Source organism: Paenibacillus sp. S29, from assembly GCF_049319765.1.
Lineage (GTDB): Bacteria > Bacillota > Bacilli > Paenibacillales > Paenibacillaceae > Paenibacillus > Paenibacillus polymyxa_B.
Map to the genome: position 1 here is coordinate 163,165 of NZ_JBMOUI010000001.1, position 21,043 is coordinate 184,207.

The 21,043-nt window shown below is 43.3% G+C and carries 24 protein-coding genes; 8 read left to right on the top strand and 16 right to left on the bottom strand.

Annotated features, from left to right (window positions below; all coding sequences use genetic code 11):
• Positions 1 to 219 precede the first annotated feature (219 nt).
• Positions 220 to 558 carry a zinc ribbon domain-containing protein YjdM gene (locus tag ACL9RM_RS00735; RefSeq protein ID WP_061829778.1) on the top strand — a complete coding sequence of 113 codons (339 nt, stop codon included), beginning with the start codon at positions 220 to 222 and terminating at the stop codon, positions 556 to 558.
• 42 nt (positions 559 to 600) lie between these two features.
• On the opposite strand, the gene ACL9RM_RS00740 is transcribed toward ACL9RM_RS00735, so the two are convergent.
• The gene (locus ACL9RM_RS00740; protein WP_061829779.1) at positions 601 to 1,356 is read right to left on the bottom strand and encodes an AIM24 family protein; all 756 of its coding nucleotides are present in this window, start codon (positions 1,354 to 1,356) and stop codon (positions 601 to 603) included.
• 250 nt (positions 1,357 to 1,606) lie between these two features.
• On the opposite strand from ACL9RM_RS00740, the gene ACL9RM_RS00745 reads away from it, so the two are divergent.
• Positions 1,607 to 2,659 carry an LLM class flavin-dependent oxidoreductase gene (locus ACL9RM_RS00745; RefSeq protein WP_250267002.1) on the top strand — a complete coding sequence of 351 codons (1,053 nt, stop codon included), beginning with the start codon at positions 1,607 to 1,609 and terminating at the stop codon, positions 2,657 to 2,659.
• Positions 2,660 to 2,777: 118 nt separating this feature from the next.
• On the opposite strand, the gene ACL9RM_RS00750 is transcribed toward ACL9RM_RS00745, so the two are convergent.
• The 3 genes from ACL9RM_RS00750 to ACL9RM_RS00760 form a co-directional block, all read right to left on the bottom strand.
• On the bottom strand, positions 2,778 to 3,293 hold the full coding sequence (locus ACL9RM_RS00750; RefSeq protein ID WP_250268981.1) for a DUF1036 domain-containing protein: 516 nt from the start codon (positions 3,291 to 3,293) through the stop codon (positions 2,778 to 2,780).
• An 81-nt stretch (positions 3,294 to 3,374) separates the two neighbouring features.
• On the bottom strand, positions 3,375 to 4,883 hold the full coding sequence (locus tag ACL9RM_RS00755) for an aminotransferase class V-fold PLP-dependent enzyme (RefSeq protein WP_250267001.1): 1,509 nt from the start codon (positions 4,881 to 4,883) through the stop codon (positions 3,375 to 3,377).
• A gap of 135 nt (positions 4,884 to 5,018) precedes the next feature.
• Entirely contained in the window at positions 5,019 to 5,495 is a 477-nt protein-coding gene (locus ACL9RM_RS00760) for a DsrE/DsrF/DrsH-like family protein (protein WP_014278884.1), read from the bottom strand.
• 207 nt (positions 5,496 to 5,702) lie between these two features.
• Between ACL9RM_RS00760 and ACL9RM_RS00765 the strand changes: the two genes are divergently transcribed.
• The 3 genes from ACL9RM_RS00765 to ACL9RM_RS00775 all read left to right on the top strand — a co-directional run bounded on the left by ACL9RM_RS00765 (position 5,703) and on the right by ACL9RM_RS00775 (position 8,628).
• Complete coding sequence (locus tag ACL9RM_RS00765) at positions 5,703 to 6,431, top strand: hypothetical protein (RefSeq protein ID WP_061829784.1); 729 nt, start codon at positions 5,703 to 5,705, stop codon at positions 6,429 to 6,431.
• Positions 6,432 to 6,528: 97 nt separating this feature from the next.
• Positions 6,529 to 7,491, top strand: a complete 963-nt coding sequence (locus ACL9RM_RS00770; protein WP_250266999.1) for a radical SAM protein — start codon at positions 6,529 to 6,531, stop codon at positions 7,489 to 7,491.
• 162 nt (positions 7,492 to 7,653) lie between these two features.
• Positions 7,654 to 8,628: an aldo/keto reductase family protein gene (locus tag ACL9RM_RS00775; protein WP_250266998.1), complete on the top strand. Its 975-nt coding sequence runs from the start codon at positions 7,654 to 7,656 to the stop codon at positions 8,626 to 8,628.
• A gap of 6 nt (positions 8,629 to 8,634) precedes the next feature.
• Here the strand turns inward: ACL9RM_RS00775 and ACL9RM_RS00780 are convergent, their stop codons facing one another.
• The 5 genes from ACL9RM_RS00780 to ACL9RM_RS00800 all read right to left on the bottom strand — a co-directional run bounded on the left by ACL9RM_RS00780 (position 8,635) and on the right by ACL9RM_RS00800 (position 13,703).
• Positions 8,635 to 9,030, bottom strand: coding sequence for a hypothetical protein (locus ACL9RM_RS00780; protein WP_250266997.1), 396 nt, complete (start codon positions 9,028 to 9,030; stop codon positions 8,635 to 8,637).
• A gap of 186 nt (positions 9,031 to 9,216) precedes the next feature.
• Positions 9,217 to 11,157 (bottom strand): ABC transporter permease, encoded by a 1,941-nt coding sequence (locus tag ACL9RM_RS00785; protein ID WP_250266996.1) that lies wholly within the window; start codon positions 11,155 to 11,157, stop codon positions 9,217 to 9,219.
• Entirely contained in the window at positions 11,147 to 11,908 is a 762-nt protein-coding gene (locus ACL9RM_RS00790; protein ID WP_061829789.1) for an ABC transporter ATP-binding protein, read from the bottom strand. Before ACL9RM_RS00790 ends, ACL9RM_RS00785 begins: the two co-directional genes overlap by 11 nt.
• 102 nt (positions 11,909 to 12,010) lie before the next feature.
• The gene (locus tag ACL9RM_RS00795; RefSeq protein ID WP_061829790.1) at positions 12,011 to 13,015 is read right to left on the bottom strand and encodes a sensor histidine kinase; all 1,005 of its coding nucleotides are present in this window, start codon (positions 13,013 to 13,015) and stop codon (positions 12,011 to 12,013) included.
• Positions 13,008 to 13,703 carry a response regulator transcription factor gene (locus tag ACL9RM_RS00800; protein ID WP_061829791.1) on the bottom strand — a complete coding sequence of 232 codons (696 nt, stop codon included), beginning with the start codon at positions 13,701 to 13,703 and terminating at the stop codon, positions 13,008 to 13,010. The genes ACL9RM_RS00795 and ACL9RM_RS00800 overlap by 8 nt, the downstream gene beginning before the upstream one ends.
• Before the next feature lie 188 nt (positions 13,704 to 13,891).
• Here ACL9RM_RS00800 and ACL9RM_RS00805 point away from each other — a divergent pair, with 188 nt between their 5' ends.
• Positions 13,892 to 14,521: a YfbR-like 5'-deoxynucleotidase gene (locus ACL9RM_RS00805; protein ID WP_023991029.1), complete on the top strand. Its 630-nt coding sequence runs from the start codon at positions 13,892 to 13,894 to the stop codon at positions 14,519 to 14,521.
• A gap of 205 nt (positions 14,522 to 14,726) precedes the next feature.
• Here ACL9RM_RS00805 and ACL9RM_RS00810 read toward each other — a convergent pair whose 3' ends face one another.
• Positions 14,727 to 15,911 carry an RCC1 domain-containing protein gene (locus ACL9RM_RS00810; protein WP_250266994.1) on the bottom strand — a complete coding sequence of 395 codons (1,185 nt, stop codon included), beginning with the start codon at positions 15,909 to 15,911 and terminating at the stop codon, positions 14,727 to 14,729.
• A gap of 116 nt (positions 15,912 to 16,027) precedes the next feature.
• Between ACL9RM_RS00810 and ACL9RM_RS00815 the strand changes: the two genes are divergently transcribed.
• Positions 16,028 to 16,519, top strand: a complete 492-nt coding sequence (locus ACL9RM_RS00815) for a hypothetical protein (RefSeq protein ID WP_061829793.1) — start codon at positions 16,028 to 16,030, stop codon at positions 16,517 to 16,519.
• Between the two features lie 53 nt (positions 16,520 to 16,572).
• On the opposite strand, the gene ACL9RM_RS00820 is transcribed toward ACL9RM_RS00815, so the two are convergent.
• Positions 16,573 to 17,280, bottom strand: coding sequence for a phosphodiester glycosidase family protein (locus tag ACL9RM_RS00820; protein ID WP_023991026.1), 708 nt, complete (start codon positions 17,278 to 17,280; stop codon positions 16,573 to 16,575).
• A 240-nt stretch (positions 17,281 to 17,520) separates the two neighbouring features.
• Here ACL9RM_RS00820 and ACL9RM_RS00825 point away from each other — a divergent pair, with 240 nt between their 5' ends.
• The gene (locus ACL9RM_RS00825) at positions 17,521 to 18,507 is read left to right on the top strand and encodes an aldo/keto reductase (RefSeq protein ID WP_250266993.1); all 987 of its coding nucleotides are present in this window, start codon (positions 17,521 to 17,523) and stop codon (positions 18,505 to 18,507) included.
• Between the two features lie 148 nt (positions 18,508 to 18,655).
• Here ACL9RM_RS00825 and ACL9RM_RS00830 read toward each other — a convergent pair whose 3' ends face one another.
• The 5 genes from ACL9RM_RS00830 to ACL9RM_RS00850 are packed head-to-tail and all read right to left on the bottom strand — an operon-like array spanning position 18,656 to position 21,000.
• Positions 18,656 to 18,955, bottom strand: a complete 300-nt coding sequence (locus ACL9RM_RS00830; protein ID WP_025719163.1) for a spore coat protein — start codon at positions 18,953 to 18,955, stop codon at positions 18,656 to 18,658.
• Complete coding sequence (locus tag ACL9RM_RS00835; protein WP_061829795.1) at positions 18,952 to 19,161, bottom strand: hypothetical protein; 210 nt, start codon at positions 19,159 to 19,161, stop codon at positions 18,952 to 18,954. The genes ACL9RM_RS00830 and ACL9RM_RS00835 overlap by 4 nt, the downstream gene beginning before the upstream one ends.
• 32 nt (positions 19,162 to 19,193) lie before the next feature.
• A complete protein-coding gene (locus ACL9RM_RS00840; RefSeq protein WP_250260059.1) occupies positions 19,194 to 20,330 on the bottom strand; it encodes a zinc-dependent alcohol dehydrogenase in 1,137 nt (378 codons plus the stop codon).
• Complete coding sequence (locus tag ACL9RM_RS00845) at positions 20,327 to 20,707, bottom strand: spore coat protein (RefSeq protein WP_250262153.1); 381 nt, start codon at positions 20,705 to 20,707, stop codon at positions 20,327 to 20,329. The genes ACL9RM_RS00840 and ACL9RM_RS00845 overlap by 4 nt, the downstream gene beginning before the upstream one ends.
• A gap of 41 nt (positions 20,708 to 20,748) precedes the next feature.
• Positions 20,749 to 21,000 (bottom strand): spore gernimation protein GerQ, encoded by a 252-nt coding sequence (locus tag ACL9RM_RS00850; protein WP_250266992.1) that lies wholly within the window; start codon positions 20,998 to 21,000, stop codon positions 20,749 to 20,751.
• Positions 21,001 to 21,043: the final 43 nt, after the last annotated feature.

Below are 21,043 nucleotides of genomic sequence, written 5' to 3' on the forward strand. Positions count from 1 at the left end.
GCATCCGTTTTAGTTACATGTTCACCCTCTGGGTATTTTCAGAGGCAGGGCGCTTACGTATCGGTACAAAACTCAGATTAATTTCATCCATGAGTGGAATCGTGACTGTTTATCCAATATACTTGTAGGGAACTCCAAGGGAGACTTGGAGCAGGCTTGGTCTATCCAGGAAGCTTAGCATAGCAGTAGAATTTGAAAATGAATGGAGTACATAATACCATGTCTAATTTACCAAATTGTCCTGAATGTAATTCAGAGTACACTTATGAGGATCGCAGTCTTTTCATTTGCCCGGAATGCGCTCATGAGTGGTCTACCGAGTTAGAAGCAAGCAGTGAAGACGTAAAGGTCGTCAAAGATGCGAATGGTAACATCCTGCAGGATGGTGACTCTGTAACGGTCATTAAAGACCTTAAAGTGAAGGGAAGCTCATCCGTCTTGAAAATCGGGACCAAAGTAAAAAACATCCGTCTGGTGGATGGCGATCACGATATTGACTGCAAAATTGATGGTTTTGGAGCAATGAAGCTAAAATCGGAGTTTGTAAAAAAGAATTAAAATGCAAGAAAGGAGAAGCCTAGGGCTTCTCCTTTCTTATGTTTATAATGGTGCTAACCATACGGTTCCTGTTCCCCTGTACACATTTACCAGCCCTTCGCCGGAAGCAGCCGAGCCCATTTTGGTTTTCCCGGATTTTTCGACGGTGAACTGTAAGGTATTGGACCACATGAGGGCGAAGTTACCATCCACCTTCAGCACATCATTTTGCAATTCTATAACGACCGCTTCTTCGGAAGGGATCGGCGCTTGAAGTGCCAGCACTCCTTTTCCGCGGGCGCTTAAATTAAATAACCCTTCTCCGCCCAGTGCAGCAGAGGAAAGATTACTACGTGCAACGACGGATATGTCTAGCGTCGTGTCACAAGCCAAAAACAAGCCGTCTTCGATGGCAATATCATCATTGTCCACATCAATAAGCCAAATATATTGGTAGGTAGGCTCCAGCATGAGGGTACCCGTGCCTTTATAGTGTGGTTTAATGGCACCTGTCCCGGTTACAGCACCGGACACCAAGTTTCGCATTAAGCCTCCAACGCCTTTTACACCGGTAGTCATTTCCATGCTACCCACAGTATATTGCATGGCTCCCGCCTTCATCATAATCTCGCTATTGTTGATTTCGATCATGAGTTGTTTGCGGCGCATATTACTTTTGCTCATATAGTAATTGTTTTTCGCAGCCTCCACCGAGGTGGAACTCAAATCTGTTATGTATTCCAGTACCGTAAATCCGCCTAATTGGTCAGTGATGGCAACATTGCTGTTATCCTTTAAATTGTTAATGACAAAAGCCATAAATGTATGTGCCTCCTTGTTGTATTCATGTTGTGGGATGGGAATCTTCTTTATTCCATACAATATTCGACAAAGAGACTTCTTTTCCTGCGGCGAATCTAGACACTTCCCTTGGCTGGTTTTCAGACTCAGAAAAAGAGAGCTTGAAAAAGATGCAAAAAAGGTTCAATATAAAGATATCGGTTTTTAAAATGATTGGCTTCGCAAGCAGCCGTATGAGAATAGGGCATGAAAATAGGGGGTAGAACAAGTGGAGATAGGGATAAGCACGTTTGTAGAAACAACGCCGGATCCCCAAACGGGTGAGGTCATCAGTCATGCACAACGAATACGTGAAGTTGTCGAGGAGATTGTGCTTGCAGATCAGGTAGGGCTGGATGTGTACGGCGTGGGGGAGCATCATCGTAAAGATTACGCGGCATCCGCTCCGGCTGTTATCCTTGCTGCAGCAGCAGCACAGACCCAACGAATTCGGTTAACCAGTGCAGTTACGGTGCTTTCATCGGATGATCCCGTACGTGTGTTTCAGGATTTTGCTACACTGGACGGCATTTCGAATGGACGAGCTGAGATTATGGCAGGCCGGGGTTCTTTTATCGAATCGTTCCCGTTATTTGGGTGTGATTTGGATAACTACGATGAGTTATTCGATGAAAAGCTGGAGTTGTTATTGAAAATCCGAGAATCCGAGAAGGTCACCTGGAAGGGCGGACATCGGCCTGCAATTCATAATTTGGGCGTGTATCCGCGTCCAGTTCAGAATCCGTTGCCTGTATGGATTGGGAGTGGGGGTAATCAGGAATCTGTGGTTCGTGCAGGCTTGCTCGGATTGCCGTTGGTTCTGGCGATTATTGGGGGTAGTCCTGTACAGTTTGCTCCGTTGGTGGAACTGTATAAAAAAGCCGCTAGGCATGCTGGTCATGATGCATCGCTGCTTCCGGTTGCATCACACTCACATGGTTTTATCGCAGAGACGACTGAGCTGGCAGCGGATAAGTTCTTCCCTTCCACTCAGCAGAGCATGAATGTGCTTGGGCGTGAACGCGGTTGGGGCCCTTACACTCGCTCCAGCTTCGATGCTGCACGCAGTTTTGAAGGAGCGTTGTATGTAGGTGATTCCGACACGGTTGCCAAGAAAATTATTCATCTGCGTAAACAAGTAGGCATTACACGTTTTCTGCTCCACGTACCCGTCGGGACGATGCCGCATGATGATGTCATGAGAGCTATTGAGCTATTGGGAACAGAGGTAGCACCACGGGTGCGTGAAGAGATATCCAAGTGGGAATCCGAGAGTAGATAAGCGGGTTACCTCATAGATAAAAGAGAAAGGAGCAGGCCATGGGGGTGAGGTCGCTCCTTTTAATAAAAAATATGACTGCTTTAGATCTCATGCAATGTTGCGAATTAGGAATTCTACATCAATTCTTTCTCAGTCTTGTAGGTACTGCAACACGGTTGGATGACAGAGGTTTTCCCTGTTTCAATTTTTTAGCCGTTCTAGGTATTCTTACGAGTAAGGATCCTTCTGTGCTTTGTTTGGAAGGCAAGGCTATGCGGATATTCCCGGATTGAGGTGCGCTTTGGCTAGCGCTGCTAACCAGGTTGATGGTGTAACTTGCGTAGATTGGACTGACAGGAATCCGCCGCATACCTAAATTCCTACAGGTCGTACATCCTACGTTCCAACACCAATGGAAGGCCTGGCTAGGGAGCTGGGTAAAATAAGAACCTGACCATGTGCGTCCAAAGCTACTTTCGGCATAGTAATAGAACGTATTGCCTCCGGCATATCCACTCCAAACTTCTCTTGTCTGCCCAGGATCTACACGATACCAGCCAATCTTGGCATAGTTGATAGGACTACAGTTGAAGTTCGGATAAGCGTAAGCAATATAGATAGCCGCATTAGTACTGTTGCGAAAATTGAGACCCATTGTCGTCACTTCTTTCCTCATATATTAATCCTACAGAATATTCTATGAGAGTTTTGAAGGAAGGGAACGGACAGGAGTCTCTTAATCACTAAAATTAAACCATTTGCTGATGCCTATTTTGTGATGTTCATTCATAGATTGCCACTCGTTTGATTCTGGTTGATAGGTATAATCTTTTTGCCAGGTCGTGATGTTTTCCACGATTGCCCGTATGGAAGAGGCGATATAGGAGACTTCCTGATTCGTCATCATGGGATGGAGCGACAGACGCACCCAGCCCGGTTTTCGAGATAAGTCTCCCGCATGGATCAGGTCTGTCATTTGTTTAGATGTTTGGTGGTCGATGCCCAGCAAATAATGTCCGTAGGGGCCTGCACAAGAGCAACCGCCCCGGACCTGAATGCCAAACCGATCATTCAATAGTTTTACAATCAGGTTATAGTGAATAGGGCCGACAACGAAAGAAACGATTCCCATTCGTTCTTGGCTGCTTCCTCCTAAAATGTGTAGCCCTGGTATGGTACTCAAGCTCTTTAGTAATAATGATGTCAGTTCCTTTTTGCGCTCCAACAAGCGCTTCTGTCCCATTTGTTCCTTCAGCCGAATGCAGAGCGCGGTTCGAACGGCCTGTAGAAAGGCAGGCGTCCCTCCATCCTCACGGGCCTCAATATTATCTTTATACTCGTATCCACCCCAAGGATTGGTCCAGCTAACTGTGCCCCCTCCGGGCTGATCTGGAGCACAATGGAGGCACAGCCTCGAATCCATAATTAAAACGCCGCTTGTACCGGGACCCCCAAGAAATTTGTGGGGTGAAAATACAATCCCGTCCAGTTTCTCAAGCGGATCTGTGGGGTGCATGTTGATCTCGGCGTAAGGTGCGCTTGCCGAAAAATCAATAAAACAAACGCCACCATGTTCGTGCATTTTGCGGGCTAGCTGGTAAATCGGCACTTCGAACCCTGTAACATTGGAGCAAGCGGTAAAGGCGCCGATTTTGATAGGGCGATGCCGGAATTGAAGCAGCAGTCGTTCGAGATGAGTTGGATCGACCATTCCGCCGGGACCCGGAGGAAGACACACAACGTCTCCAATGGTTTCCGCCCAGGAAATATGATTGGAATGATGCTCCATATGTGTAACGAAAATAATAGGGCGTTCTTTTTCGGCGATGGGGTAGAGGGGCTTTAATTTTTCATGTATTTTCAATCCTAACAGTCGCTGAAGCTTATTCACTGCACCTGTCATACCAGACCCGGCGAACAGGATGATATCATGTTCATTGGCATGAACGTGGTTTTTAATGATTTGTTTCGCTTCTTCATAGGCTTGGGTCATCAGAGTTCCTGTCAAATTAGACTCCGTATGCGTGTTCGCCACGAAAGGGCCTAATTCATTTGCTATTTTCGACTCGATGGGTCCATACAGACGGCCGCTGGCTGCCCAATCCGCATAAATCAGCTTTTTTTGCCCGTATGGAGATTCAAAGGTCTGGTGATATCCGATTGTACTTTCACGATACCTTTGGAAATAAGCCTCGTTAGAAGGCTGATACCTACAATTACTGCTTCCAATTCGAGCCATGAGCATACGGCGCCTCCCAAGTCGTTCTGTCTTCTTAGGGTACGTAGGTAGGCCCGAATGGGTTAAAAAAAATAGGCGAGTGTCATCATTTAGTCACAATAAAAGCCTCATCCAAAAGCGGGATAAGGCAGTAGGTCTATCTTATATAAACAACTGCATATCGGATTCGAGCGCATCTTTTAGATACGTTTTGGCCTCGATAATTTCTAGTTCAGGTATAAATTCTTCCGGTTTAAAACCCATAATATCGACCGATAGCTTACAGGCATAAAATTTTACATTTTTCTTTCGGGCTCCTTTCAGAAAATGAATGAGCTTCGGGGCTTCGTTATCTTCGATCATTTCTGTCAGCATCAGCTTGCCAAGGCCACTAAAATTCATTTTGGACAATGGCAGCTCCTCGGGTCCTTTTGGAGTCATCCAGCCCATGATTTTTTCATAAATCGTCTTGTCCTCAAGCGTCATCTTATCAGGGTCACGAACCAGAAATAGTCCCCAGAACGCAAAAAACATCGTCACCTCCACGTCCAATTCCCGTGCCGTATTTGCCAGAATCAGTCCAGCCATTGCCTTATCATAATCGCCGCTGAACATAAGCAAATTCATCCTTTTATCCATAATTCCCGCCTCCATTACCAACAGATATATTCAGTATGGATTTGGGAATGAGAAGTATGCCCAGTTCACATATTGATCACAATTACAGGACATGTGTCGGATTCAAGAGCACTATTCAATATATGTTATTATTATCTATGGAAATTACATAGCACCATTGTTTTATGAAATATTAGATAAATGAGAAAGGAACAGGTTTTGAAATTTATGAAAAAAACATCGTCTATAATAATTTTATTTTTATTGCTGATTGTGACAGCATGTGGAACCCATCAAGAGAATAATCTGGATTCATCTTCAAAAGCTTCGATCTCCAAAAATTTGTCCTCCGAGCAACCGATAAATTCTGAAGAGAAGAAGGGAAATGCAACTGATGCAGGCCAATCTATGAAAGTAGTCGCACCTAAAGAAAAAGCTATTATACGTTCAGAAGAGGGAAATTCGTTAGTTCATGCAGATTGGACGTCAGGCCAACCTGATGTGGAGTTACCCCTCCAAATGGGGGCAACTAAGGCTGAACTCGTATTAGGGATGGATCATCCTAACGGGGTGAAAACGTTGGTGGTATTCCCTTCCGAGTCTACAGGTTGGCCGCTCGACCTGTCTTCAACTGGAGAATCGGAAGCCTTTGACGAGTTTGGGGAATTGAAAGCAGGCTATAGGCTTCAAGCGAGTGTTTACGACTTTGATCATGATGGAACTAACGAGATAGTCATTGCAGCGGGTGACTTGGCTACGAATGCTGAGACATGGGTTTTTTCATTTACAAATGTAGAAAACATTAAAAAGATAGATCCCTTTCATCAGGAGTTAGCTGTAACAGGGCAATCCTATATTACTTTGAATGGACATGAATTAGATGTACCTTATGGCTCTCAAGGTTTATTTGAGGCTTATAAGTATGTAGATAAAGAATTTCTTACTTCTGTCAAGTAGCCCGCCGTTACCAATGTCATATCTACAAACCGCTCCCATCTGTATAATCTCAAGGGAATTCAAGACACAAGCCTGAGATCGGGAGGATCATGAGAAAGTGAGTATAGACAACAAATATAAAGCACTTGAACTGGAAAAGCCGGGCATCTACGAGCTGGAGGGACTGGAAGTCGGGGTTACCTCCAATTGCAACTTCAAGTGTGATTACTGCTGTGCGTATCAGCGGAACGACGGGCAATGCATCAGCAGCAAAGAAGTCATTGATATTATTGATGACATTCCAACGTTAAAACGTGTGCGACTGTCCGGGGGAGAAGTGACCTTGAAATATGAGGATTGTCTGGACATCGTGGCTCACTGTTCAAGCAAGGGCATCGCTACCCAGCTCAACACCAATGCCAGCTTGCTCAGCCCTGAACGAATTGAGAAACTGCGTGATGCAGGACTTTCCAATATTCATATCTCCTTCAACTTCACGGATGCCGATAAGTATGCAGCTTATTATCATGTACATCCTCGCATGTATGAGAAGATTGTACAGAATATTCGGTTATGTACCGAAGCAAAGCTAGAAACGGTGCTGGAGACGTTGCTGTTTGCGGAGACGCAGAATAACATGCCAGCTATTAGCGAAAAGGTATATGAACTCGGTGTGCGCATCCATGAAATCCAAAACAGTATCGTGATGGATCATACGAACTGGAACGCTATTTCTACCAAGGAAGCGCTTATTCGTTCCGTTCATGACCTGATTGCACATAAAAAGGACGATACTGTGTTGTATTTCACCTGTATGGACCGTTTTGCAGAAGCACTGGGCTTCAAGGAGCAGCCGGGTGTTTATTTTTCCAACTGCGTTGATGGTAAAAAACAGCTCCATCTTCACGGGAACGGGGACATCCTGATCTGTGAGCTATGCCACCCTGTGGTCATCGGCAATATTTATAATGGAACATCCCTAAAGGATATTTACAAAAATAAACCGAAGCAGCTTCAGGAGTTCCTCGACAAACTGCCTTGTCCTGCATATGATGCGCTTTTTCCTGTAGGAAGCAAGTAGATATGATTTGAGATTGTGAGGCTATAAGCATCTACCACCCTAACAGTCAGGGTGGTGGAAATCCTTCATGTAACTCCATGAATCCTTTATCAATGATTTTAATGAAAGGGTTTACATGTTAAAATATAAAAATATGATCCTCTTATGAAAGAAGGAGTAGGTATGAAATATAGAAATGTAGGCAACAGTGGTCTTAAAATTAGTGAAATCGGTCTAGGGAGCTGGTTGACGTACGGTACAGCCGCCGAGCAGGAAGCAGCTCATACCTGTATTGCCAAAGCCTTTGAACTTGGGATTAATTTCTTTGATACCGCGAACGCGTATAACCGGGGAGAAGGCGAGAAGGCTATGGGAGCTGCCTTGAAGCCTTATCGAAGAGAGAGCTATGTGTTATCTACCAAGGTATACTTCCCTATGGACTCCGGTCCCAATGACAGGGGACTGTCACGCAAGCACATTATGGAGCAATGCGAAGCGAGTCTGAAGCGTCTCGGTACGGATTATATCGACATGTACTTCTGTCATCGTTATGATTCGGATACTCCTTTGGAAGAGACGCTGCGAGCGCTCGATGACCTTCAGGCTCAGGGTAAGATTCTGTACGCTGCTGTCAGTGAATGGAGTGCTGCCCAGCTCACGGATGCTTATGGGATTGGAAAAAGGCTGAATTTGCGCCCGCTGATTGCCAATCAGCCAATCTATAATATGTTCGAACGTTATATCGAACATGAGGTACTTCCTGTAGCCGGGCAGATAGGTATCGGCCAAATCGTATTTTCGCCTCTGGCTCAAGGTATCCTCACGGGTAAATACAAGCCGGGACAGCCTTTACCGACGGGTAGCCGCGGGGCTGATGCCTCTGTCAATAATGTCATCAGCAGTTACATGAACGATACCGTTCTAAACTGTGTCCAAGAGCTGGATAAGCTGGCGAAGGGCTTGGGTGTCACCCTGTCACAGCTCGCGCTTGCCTGGATTCTGAGAGAACCGGGTATCAGCGCTGCACTCATTGGGGCTACTAAACCGGCACAAATCGAAGAAAATGTGAAAGCAGTCGAAGTGACGCTACAACCGGAGACATGCGTGGAAATTGAGCGAATTCTGAAGCAAGCAGAGGGTTTTGCACCTTTGCGTTAAGCATTTTTAACTTGCTTCAAGCATGGCATAAATACCTGAACCCACACTAAATACAATCCCGCTCACTAAAACAAGGATCTGCTTTTTACTGAGACCCAGCGGATCAAAAAAGATGGGCAACAGCCATTTTAGGCTGATGACAGCCCATAAACCCTCCAGTAATCCTAGCATCAACACCTTTTGTCCCCAGTGAAACTTCATTTGCGGTGTTAGCGGACCTTCAAGAAACAGGTCACCTGAAGTATGGAGGTTCCAAGAAACGATAACTACGAATATAAGAAGAGTTAATAGGGTTGACATAATATAGGTGATATCTTTTTTAGCCTCTTTCGTAAGTCTCGGCGATTTTTTAAACTCAGGCAAGCCAATCAGGAAAAAGACGATTCCTACGATAATAGCCACGCCTACAGAGGAACCAAGTATGATATTGGCTAAGATGCCGATGCCATTGATGATTAATAATAAAATAAGCTCTCCCCCTTTGGGGTTACGATGATAGTTATTTTATTGTACATGTAGGAACGAAAATGCTCAAATATTTGAAAAAGTCCCAGCACTTTCGCCTGGGACTTTTTTGCTTTTTACCAATTACAATGCTGATTTAATGACCTTTTTATAATACAGGATGGATAGTATCCCAAAAATGGAATATAAGGCGGTGTACAGCACCATAACGATGATCATAGGCATCCAAATTTCAGTTCCAAACAAGAACCAGCCGGATTGGACGGCGAAATAGCTATGTGAAAGGCCAATCACTAATGGGATGCCGAAGTTAAAGAGTTGTTTTATTTTAATGCCTCTAAGCAGGTCACTTTGAGTGAACCCTAACTTTCTTAACACGGTGTAATTGGCTTTTTCGTCTTCGCTCTCATCCATTTGCTTAAAATAAAGGATACAGCCTGATGTAATGAGAAAGGTGAGTCCTAAAAATCCAACGACAAACATGATCACTCCCATGTTCCGCTTCTGATTGCTGCTCATTTCAAGGCGTGATGTTTGTTGATCATTTAAATCCGCAGCTGCAAAGAGACGATTGGCTTCTTCAATCTGTTCTGCACTTATCATATCAATTCCAATATATAAGGATGATTTCTTTTGAATCTTAGGATTTACATCTTTCTTTAACCGCTCAAATATGGTTTCGTCTACAATGGCAGTGGGTAGTCCCCCGGCTGTAAAATAGTAGGGAATCACATACTCCTTTTTTAGACCCAAATATTGTTGATGTATGACTTCTTTTTTTCCCTTCAAATCCAATGGACCAAAGTTTTTCAAGGACATAAATTTCTGTAACAGATCATTATAGCCCATTAAAATTGCTTGACCTGGAGATACATCCGTACCCTCCACAGATTGATCGCTTATGACAGGCAGTGTCATGGAATCCGTACCATCATTTAATTGTTCCATAGGAGTCTCCATAATTTGCGCTGTCTTCACACTGACTTGAATCACTTCAATTTTCTTTTCACGATACTTTATGTCATGCTCCTGAAGTAACGTTTTGAATTTCTCCGCATCCGGTACATTCGTCATGGCAAAATGGGAAGGTACATTGTCCTCAGCTGATTGATCCGCAGAATAATAGGCGATATAGCTTAAGGAAAGTAAACCGATGGCAAGTGCCGATACTGTTGTAATAATGGTCAACAACAAAGCATTGGATTTCATGCGGAACATAATGGATGAGAGAGATAGCACCTCATTAATGTTCAAATAGCCGCCTTTACTTTTTCTGATGATATTGGAAATAAAGCGGATAGATCCTTTATAAAAAAGTAGTGTTCCGATGATGACAGTGCCCAAAATAAACACCATAGCTATAAACAATTTATTCATGGATGTAAAGTCCCCGCCAAATAATTTGGAGGAAACATAGTAACCTAAAGCGATAAGAGAGATGCCAATGATCCCGATGATCACCTCATAGATCGTTATTTTCTTGATTTTCCCTTCGGTGGTTGAGTTCACTCTGAACAAAGACAAAATACTTTGTCTCTTGATAAAGGAATAATTCATGAGCATGATCAACAGGTAGATGATACAAAAAACGATGAGTGTTTGAATCAGTGCTTGGTTAGAGAAATATAGAGTGGCAATGGCTTCGACGCCCGTCGTCTTAAATAAGATCATGATCACTAATTTGGAAAAGGAAAATCCAACTCCGATTCCAATAAACAAGGAACTGAAGTATAGAATTAAGTTTTCAGCACTCAGGATGCGAAAAATTTTGTTTTTGGTCATTCCGATCAATTGAAATAGGCCAATTTCTTTGCTGCGTCTTTTTATAAAGATATTATTAGCATATAAAAGGAAGATGCAGACAATGGCGACCAGTAAAACGGAAGCTGCCCTAATGGAAGCTGCCCCTTTAACAGAACCCTTCACTTCGTCCATTGAAGGATCGTATTGTAATGTGACGAAAGCGAAATAGAGCGCAACACTAAAAATGAGAGCAAAAACATACAGGTAATAATTCTTTAGATTTTTTTTCAAATTCTTTAGAATGAGCAGATTAATGTTCATATTGGACCCCGCCTAAGACCCCTTGGGTTTTCATAATATCCTGGAAGAAGCTTTGTCTTTCCTGCTCGCCTTTATGAAGCTGCGTATACATCTGCCCATCCTTAATAAAAATGACCCGACTGCAATGGCTGGCTGCGACAGGATCATGCGTGACCATAATAATGGTCGCCTTGCGTTTTTGGTTCAACTGGCCCAGCTTATTTAATAAATCGGAGGCCGACTTGGAATCCAGCGCACCCGTAGGTTCATCGGCAAAAATAATACTGGGCTCATGAATAAATGCTCTGGCCGCAGATGTTCGCTGTTTCTGTCCACCCGAGATTTCATTGGGGTATTTGTCCTTGAGCTCATAAATTCCCAGTTCTGTAGCTACTTCCTGAAATTTTTGGTTGGCTTCTTTTTTAGGCGTTTTGGTGATGGATAACGGTAAGAGAATGTTCTCCTTCACGGTTAGCGTATCCAGCAGATTATACTCTTGAAAAATAAAGCCTAAATGCTGTTTGCGAAATTCAGCCAGTTGCTTTTCTTTCATTTTCGTCATTTCGATATCATTGATTTTAATGGAACCTTGGCTCACTTTATCAATAGAGGAAAGAACATTTAGCAGTGTGGTTTTACCTGAGCCGGAGGCTCCCATAATACTGACAAATTCCCCTTCTTCAATGACGATATCTATTCCCTTCAAAACCTCCTGCATATTTAACTTATTACCGTAGCTTTTATGAATTTTATGGGCTTCTAAAATATTCACTTCGATGCACTCCTTATTGTTCTTGTAGCCTTATTATAAAAATAGAGCCGATGTTTTTCCTTTGATTGGGCGAACAATACATAAAAGCATGTGACATCTCTGTCACATGCTCACCATACTCACGAAATCATTTCGTTTGGGAAAAATTAAAGTGAAGGTTGTACCCACGTTCGGTTTGGAGTGCACATCTATATGTATGAGCAAGGACTGGGCTGCCTTTTTCGTTAAATATAACCCCATGCCCGTTGAAGTATGATCAGAATGTTGGGTTGTGGAGGTAAAACCTTTCTCGAAAATACGGGGTATATCCTTCGGATCAATACCGCGCCCAAAGTCTTGGATCTCAAGCTGTATTCGATCCCTCTGTTCATAGCTGTGAATGATAATATCACTGGCATCGCTATATTTGATGGCATTAGTTAAGAGCTGTCTGATGATAAAGGCCAGCCATTTGGCATCACTCAGCACTTCCATGTGCTCCAATTGGATGTCAAAACCGATCCCTTTTTGGATGCACCATGACTGTAATGCTTTGATTTCATTAAAAACCAGAGATTTTAAATTCACTTGCTCGACATACAGATCATTTTCAATAAAGGATATGCGTTTGTGATGGAGCTGCTGATCCAGCAGTAAGTGGATTCGTAGCCATTCATAGGTTAACTGAGCTTTTAGGGGCTTATCGTCCAACCGCTCAATCATCAAATGCATGGTGGTCAAAGGCGTTTTTACCTCATGAATCCAGGATAATAGTTCATCTTTTTCATGTTCAAGTGTCAATTGATTTTGTGAGATGATCTGTTGTAACCGTTCGGTCTGGTCAGTGATTTTTTGTTCAATGATTTGCTCAAACGGACTCTCCGGTTCGCCTATACCCGTTAGTTCAAGAGGGCTCCTCCATTCTTCTAGTGTTGTATAGAATTTGGTTTCCTTGGGATAGCGAATGATTAAAAAAACCAAGAAAATCATCATGGATAAGAAGACGATATAAAGGATGGGCATTAACGGAATTGCTGCGTCCACATAAGCAATGAACAGGATCAGAAATTGCTGGCATACAAACAGTAAAATCCAGCTCCGCCTCTCTATAAGATATTTTTTAATCATAGGAAGGTGCCTCTTCTGTAGCCATGTAGCCTTGCCCGACTTTCGTTTCAATGAAACGGCCCAAATCCAGCTCGTCTAATTTTTTACGCAGGCGGTTCAAGTTGACGGTCAGGGTATTGTCGCTGACAAAACGTTCATCATCCCAGAGGCTTTTAATTAATTCCTCTCGTGCGACAATTTTATTTTTTTGTTCGATCAGCAGCTTCAAAATAAAAATCTCGTTCTTGGTTAATTCGATGGAGCCAGTCTCATTGGCTACTACATTTTTTTCATAATCGACCGTCGCTCCACGCCATGTTTTCAGGGAGACAGGTTCTGTATTGTAATTATATACGCGGCGGAGTGTCGCCTGTAATTTTGCAATGAGTACATCAAAATGAAACGGTTTTTGGATAAAATCATCCGCTCCAAGCTGCATCGACATCACCATATCCGTAGGATGATCCCGTGATGATAAGAAAAGGATGGGGACGTTAGAGTGGGATCGAATCATTCGACACCAATGAAACCCATCAAATTTCGGCAATTGAATATCTATCACGACCAGATCAGGCTTTATCGTTGTGAATTCCTGAATGACTTTATTAAAATCCTGGATGCCATACACATCATAGTTCCATTGAGTTAACCGATCCTTCATTTCATGGAACAAAGTTTCGTCATCTTCAATTAGTAAGATCTTGAACAACGATTTCACCACTTTATACTTTTTTCAGGATTTTACAAACTCCCCTTTTATAAAGTGTATAGCAAAAATTGTATATGTGCTACATGTGTGGATTCAACTTGATATTGCGATAATCTGCTGTTAATAGTTGAGGTTTATAGTGGGGTTTATATTGACTATCTCATATATGTTAAAGGATGGATGCAATGATGGGGATTCACACGTATTTTCGGTCGCTAAATGAGCTGGAAAGAATCATCCGTTGTCCGGGTAAGTTTAAATTCGAGGAACACAGCGTATCGGCACATTCTTGGAAAGTAGTACAATACGCTAAAACGCTGGCTGATATTGAAGAGAGAAATGGTGTCAGTATTGACTGGAAAAAACTATACGAGATTACGAGCAGTCACGATTACGGGGAGATTTTTATTGGAGACATCAAAACGCCTGTTAAGCATTCCTCTAAGGAACTACGATTATTAATCCAGCAGGTCGAAGAAGGTATGATTGAGTATTTTATTGAAGAGAATATTCCCGAGGATTTTAAAGCTATTTTTCGCAAACAGTTACGGGAAGGCAAAGATAATTCAGTAGAAGGTTTGATCCTTGAAGTTGCTGACAAGATGGATCAGGTGTACGAAGCATTTGCCGAACTACAGCGGGGAAATACTGAAAAAGAATTTATAGTCATGTATCGTAATGCGCTTGTGAAAATCAAGAATATTCAGTTACACTGCGTTGATTATTTTTTGGAAAATATCCTGCCCGATATGGTCAAGGAAGAAACGCCTTCATCCATTGATATCAAAAAGATTACGGAAGAGGCCTTAGCTCTGTAAATGAATTTCCCTACCGTCCAGAAGCTACTGAAGCGCTTCTGTTCATACATAATCATAGTTTTATTTAAAATAAAGCAGGTTTTATATGAAAATAAAAAAGCAATAAGGACAGTTGATTGAACTGCCCTTATTGCTTTTTTGGGGTTGGAAAAAACGGAGGGCTAAGCGTATTCCTTAAACAATTTATTAAGGATAAGAATATTAGTTATTTGGAAAATGGATTCGGGAAATTCGATTTCGTGGCAGCATATTGTTCCTTGGTGCTACCGATTCCCAGTTCGCCGTTTTTGTTATATCCCCAGGACCAAACCGTCCCATCGGCTGTCAAAGCATGGGAGTGGGTTCCTGCTGCACTGAATGCTACTACATCGGTTAGTGGCGTGTTTGTGTCATCTACAACTTGGGAAGGGACTTTAACAGAAAATACATCGGTCCCGTCACCTACCTGTCCCTCATTATTGGTTCCCCAGCCCCAAAGAGTTCCATCATTTTTAAGTGCAAAAGTTTGAGTTTTGCCTGCTTTCAATCTACTTACATTGGAAACATTGATCAATACGGGTGATCTTCTAAAAGTAGAGGTTCCATCCCCAAGCTTTCCAGAAGTGTTACTCCCGGAAGCATATACTTCTCCGCTGTTCGTTAGTACATAAATGCGGTCAGCTCCGGCAGTAAAAGTTTTAATATCATCAATTCGATATTGAACAGGGGTAAGCTGGTTTTCTTTGTCATCCTGCCCCAGTGCGCCGTCATAACCACGTCCCCATACCCATAGCTGATTATTTTTGTCCAGGGCTGCGCCAAAACTGTCACCAGCATCAATGGATACAATATCTTCTAAACCTTGTACCTGAACAGGCTTAACGGAAAAGGCGGAAACTCCTTTTGTGCCAATCCCCAGCTGTCCAAAGTTGTTTTCTCCATAAGCCCACACTGTGCCGTCATTTTTGAGCGCAAGCGTAAATTGACCTCCTGCTCTCACTTCTTTAACATTATCAATATATTTGTTTTTAACAGGTACTCTTGCCGTATCCCTCTTATTCCCTGTCCCTAGTTCGCCGTAACTTGCAAACCCCCAAGACCAGATGGTTCCGTCTTTTTTGAGCAAAGTTGAATGCAAATCACCAGCATCAATCATTGCGATGTCGGATACATCTGCTTGCATTGGGCTTGTTTTATTATTCCCTCCGCCAGCGCCTACGCCGAGCTTGCCATCACTGTTACTTCCCGTTGCATAAAATGAAGATCCATCTTCCATGGCCAGGAAAGCGTTAGTGGTCCCTGCCGAGAGCAAATGATCGTAATTTACAGTAGAATCAGCGCTTGCCGTAATAGAGCTTCCTACTAAAAGTGTTGATGCAGCGAGGACTGCCAAACCGAGTTTTTTTAACATATAATTGCACACCTTTCAAAATGTAATAGATAAATACAGATTAAGGCAACCAAATTGTTCCTGTCCGCGTCTTAATAGTGAACATATTCTATAAACCAGATTAGGGAGGATCACTTATGAAAAATAGAGTTTCTGCCCTTGTCCTTGTCTTGCTTGCGGCAGCATTACTGCCCGCATGTTCTACAACAGAATCGGCTACGCCGGTTAACGAATCTAATGGAGCGGTGGCTCAATCTATTTTTGACTTAGACCGTCTGGAAAGCACAACGGTATACACAGGGCGTGCCAAAATCGAAAGTATTAAAAGAATTGAAAAAGAAGTAGAACAACCATTAGCAGCCCCCACCATGGACTATTTGGTCCGATTTGAACAGCCTGTTCAATTTGCTAAAGAACTACCCCAAAGTGATGATCCAACGGAAAAACCTATCCAATCGGTCTATATATCTGTCCCAGATACACATATTTATAAGCAGATGGATGGTCAGCGGAGGCAATTAATCAATCCAGCAGAATTACAGGTAGGGCAACCGATTGAAGTTTCTTATGTGTATCCTGTAACACCTGTTTTCCTAGCATTGGAAATGGTCGTGCTGGATGAATTGTAGAGGAGGCCAGTAAGGCCTCCTTACTCCTATGAAAGCACGTCATATCATAAGGCTTAGGTGATATTAATGAGTTTTACCATGTTGTAGATATAACGTGTCTGCTCATACTTAACCATAGTGCCTGCAGAGTTTTTAACTTGAATACCGGACGAGCCTCCACCATCAAGAAGAATGGCTTCAAAGCAATCCTGTTTAATAAAATAATTGCGAAGTTGTTTCAGTGTCGCATTTTCATGAACAACCAGGTAGACTTGCCAAACATTATTTACGACCTTGAAGCCCAGGCCAGTTCGCCCGGTGGAATCGGTGTATCGCAAGGTTCCGTTCAAATCAAATTTTTCAATATCTTTTAAATCCTCAAGCCATGCTTCTTCCTCTTTCTTCAGCGACAGGCTACCGCCGCTAATAATAGACTTATACGTAATCGAAGTCCCCATTTGTTTTTTGAGATCCGTCACACTTGAAGCACGGGTAATCCCTATTTTTGTTTTGTTGCTCTCCGTGTATACAAATGCTGTACCACGGCTATTCCCTTTGGCATTCGCCTTAGTATCATGGGTATTATTAGGTGTGACCGCGATAGACAAACACTCGGTCGGCGCCTTTGTTGTGCTGATTGGGTTAAAGAAGCCCCCATTAATCCCGTAATCGGTTTGCTGTGTGATCCGGCTTCGAATATTTTTATTTTGAATATTCGAAGCTGGCGTGATGATAACATGGAAACCATCGGACGTTTTGGTGTAAGAATAGTTTGCTGGCATGGGAAACCTCCAATTGGATTATTTTGAAACCGAATCTCGCGCGATAATTCGTTTCTCATATATATAGGAAATTTACAGCTGCCTCTTACAACCCGGAAATCAAATTTTTCTAAAAAACTTTGAAATAGCATATACAAGACAATGCTTGACTTCAAGTTAACTTTAAGTAGTAACATACGGAATGTGACGTAGTGATTAGGAAATGCGATGACTATTCTGATAATTTAGGAGTGATAGAAATTGAAAAAGAAACAACTGGGTAACAGCGACCTTCAAGTATCTGCACTGGGTCTGGGCTGCATGGGTATGTCCGAATATTACGGTGAGTTGAATGATCAGGAGTCGATCAAAACGCTTCATCGTGCGCTGGAGCTAGGGATAAACTTCTGGGATACTGCCGATGTCTACGGTGTGGGAAAAAATGAAAAACTGATTAGCCAAGTCCTGCGGAGCCACCGTGACGAAGTCGTATTGGCTACTAAATTTTCCATTATGCGTGGGGAAGATGGCGAATTCCTGGGTGTTAGCGGTCGTCCTGAATATGTAAAAGAGGCATGTGACCGCAGCCTGCAAAGACTGGGTGTAGATGTGATTGATTTGTACTACCAGCACCGTGTCGATCCGAATGTACCTATCGAGGAAACGGTGGGTGCGATGAGTGACTTGGTTCAGGCGGGAAAAGTCCGCTATTTGGGGCTGTCCGAAGCTTCTCCTGGGCTCATTCGACGCGCTCACAAGGTACATCCGATTACAGCGCTGCAAACGGAATACTCCTTATGGAGCCGGGAAGCGGAAGATGAAGTTATACCGACGTGTAAGGAGTTGGGTATCGAATTTGTGGCCTACAGTCCACTTGGACGCGGATTTTTGAGCGGGCAAATTCAGAAGTTTGATGATTTTGCAGAAGATGATTTCCGTCGCTCGGTGCCACGTTTCCAACCTGAGAATTTCCAGAAAAATCTGGACCTCGTGCAGCATGTTAAGGACCTTGCCGCCCAAAAAGGGGTCAAACCTTCTCAACTGGCGTTGGCATGGCTACTTGCGCAAGAGGGAATTGTACCGATTCCAGGAACCAAACGGGTTACGTATTTAGAGGAAAATGCAGGTTCCATCGATGTTGTTTTATCCACACAGGAAATGGAAGCTATTAACGCAATCATTCCAAAAGGAATGGCAGCAGGCCTTCGTTATCCGGCAGAGCGGATGCCGAATTGGCAAGCTGAATAATGAAGATAATGAGATAAACCCCAAAGCCGTCTTTCACGCGGATCGGCGTGAAAGACGGCTTTGCGGGTTTCATAGATAAGCAAGAACGTACTTTTTATAAAGCTAAAGGGACGTCCAACGAGCAAAAAATACGGCCAAAGTTATCTTTTTACAAAACGGGAGCTTGCAATGCAGTATTGATATTTTGCAGATCCATCGAAAGCTGCTCTTTTACGTTCCAAGGGTGATACCAGCCGCGTTCAATCATGTACGTGGAAATTTGCTCATGCGTATCAATAGCTTCATCCAGTTGCTTTGTAAGAATTGCCTTAATTTCTGGAGTTCCCGCTTCTGTTACGGCCATAGCGTAATTTCTCACACCGCTTTTGGCCGCGTTCAGAAAATCAGCTGCAATGACTTGGTCCGTTAAGGTATGCAGTCCGGTCAAATGCTCCAACAGTGTATTCATGGCTTAACCTCCTGTGAAATGGCTTGATCTAAGAGGGTGCCGAGTTCTTGTAATTGGCGGGTCGATAAGTCAACATCCTGCTGTAATATAGCTTTGAGAGTCGGATCAGAGATTAATGCTTGCATTGTTTTGGACTTGGTAAGACATACTGCTTTGAACGCTGACAGTTCATGGACTTCAAGGGTTTCATGCAGGCCATACACCATATGACGTTTACCTCCAATACTCCAATATATAGTTAAGGTTTAAGTACCACTTTGATGCAATTGTCTTGTCTGGTATCGAAAATTTCGTATCCACGTTTGGCGTCGCTTAACGGAATGACGTGTGTAACAACGTCTCCGGGGTCCACCTTTCCCGTATCAATCAGCTCATACATATATGGCATATAGTGAATAACGGGAGCCTGTCCCGTACGTAAATTAACATTTCGCTGAAAAATGTCTCCCAAAGGAAAACCGTTATATCGTCCGCCGTATACACCGGTAACTTGAATGGTCCCGCCTTTGCGGACAGCTTGTGTGGCTATGACCAACCCTCCTAAAGCTCCACCGTGAAGTTTGAGACCAGAAGCCAAGGATTCCAGCGGAGACATTTTACCGCTCATGCCAGAGCAATCAATAACTACGTCCGCGCCTCCTTTGGTCATCTCCTTCAGGTAGTTGCCAACGTTTTCTTGCGATTCCACATTAACGATCTCCACGTGATTGGTGCGCTTCGCGTGTTGCAGACGATAATCCAGATAGTCTGCCGCAATGACTCGTTTTGCCCCTTTGAACCAGGCGAACTTTTGCGCTAACAGACCTACCGGCCCACAGCCAATAACAATGACAGTATCCCCCTTCTTCACTCCGGCATTATCGACGCTCCAAAATGCAGTAGTCATGGCATCAGCAATCAGGCAAAGCTTCTCGTCAGGATGTTCACAACTCTCCGGAATTTTGAAGTGAGTGAAGTTGGCAAAAGGCACACGTAAATATTCAGCTTGTCCACCCGGATATCCACCGGTTGTTCCTGAATAGCCGAAAAAGCCGCCCATTTCTCCATGCTCATTAGAATGATCACATTGGCTTTCCAATTGGTTTTTACAATAAAAGCATTCACCGCACGCTATGTTGAACGGAATGATCACGCGGTCTCCCTTTTTCAAGTTGGTTACGCCGCTGCCGACTTCTTCTACAACCCCCATCGGCTCATGCCCAATTACATAATCCTCTTGTAGATTCGGAATCATTCCATGAATGAGATGCAGATCTGAACCACAAATAGCGGTTGTTGTCAGTCTGATAATCGCATCATCGGCTTTTTGAATACTCGGGTCCGGAACATCTTTAACCACAACGTTTTTGATACCTTGGTAGGTCACTGCTTTCATGCCTGGTTTCCTCCCATATGTTCGTCCGGCGTGCGATCAAACATACCCTTGCGGGTGGTATCGTCTGGGAACAGTTTCATTTTACTGATGTCCACCGTCTTGTTGGCTGATAGTTGATCCAATTGATACTGCTTTTGCAGATCATAGGGATGAAACCATTTTTTTCGTACCATAAGATCAGTGATTTCCTGATGAAACGCGATGCCTTGATGCAATTGATCGCGCAACAGAGTTCTAGCATCTGGAGAGACGGTTTCCGTCAAGGCTATGGCTGTATTTCGAACCCCTTCCTTGACGCGAATAAGAAAGTCCATTGCAAATGTCATGTCTGCCATTTCTGGCATATTTAATGAGTTTTTTGGATCCACATAATCCATTTTAGCGGACTGGGTCTGATCTAATGTCACATCATTTCACCTCAATTTAAAATTGGTGTTGGTCGGAATTCTGGAACAGGTGCCTGGAACGGTGCTTTAGCATAGATTGCTTGCAGATCGGCAATAGCTTGTATAGATTGCTGAACATCTTTTTCCATTAAATCCTTTAGCTCTTGATCGAATACTAAACCCTGCATTAATTTGGACTTGGCTAAGCATAACGTTTTGAAATTAAGCGCTTCGTGAATCTCTAGGGACTCATGCGCCGCTAGTGCAGACTGTTGGCTTATCATAGGATCACCTTTCTTTTATGATTCTCAAAGGTATGTTGTCCAG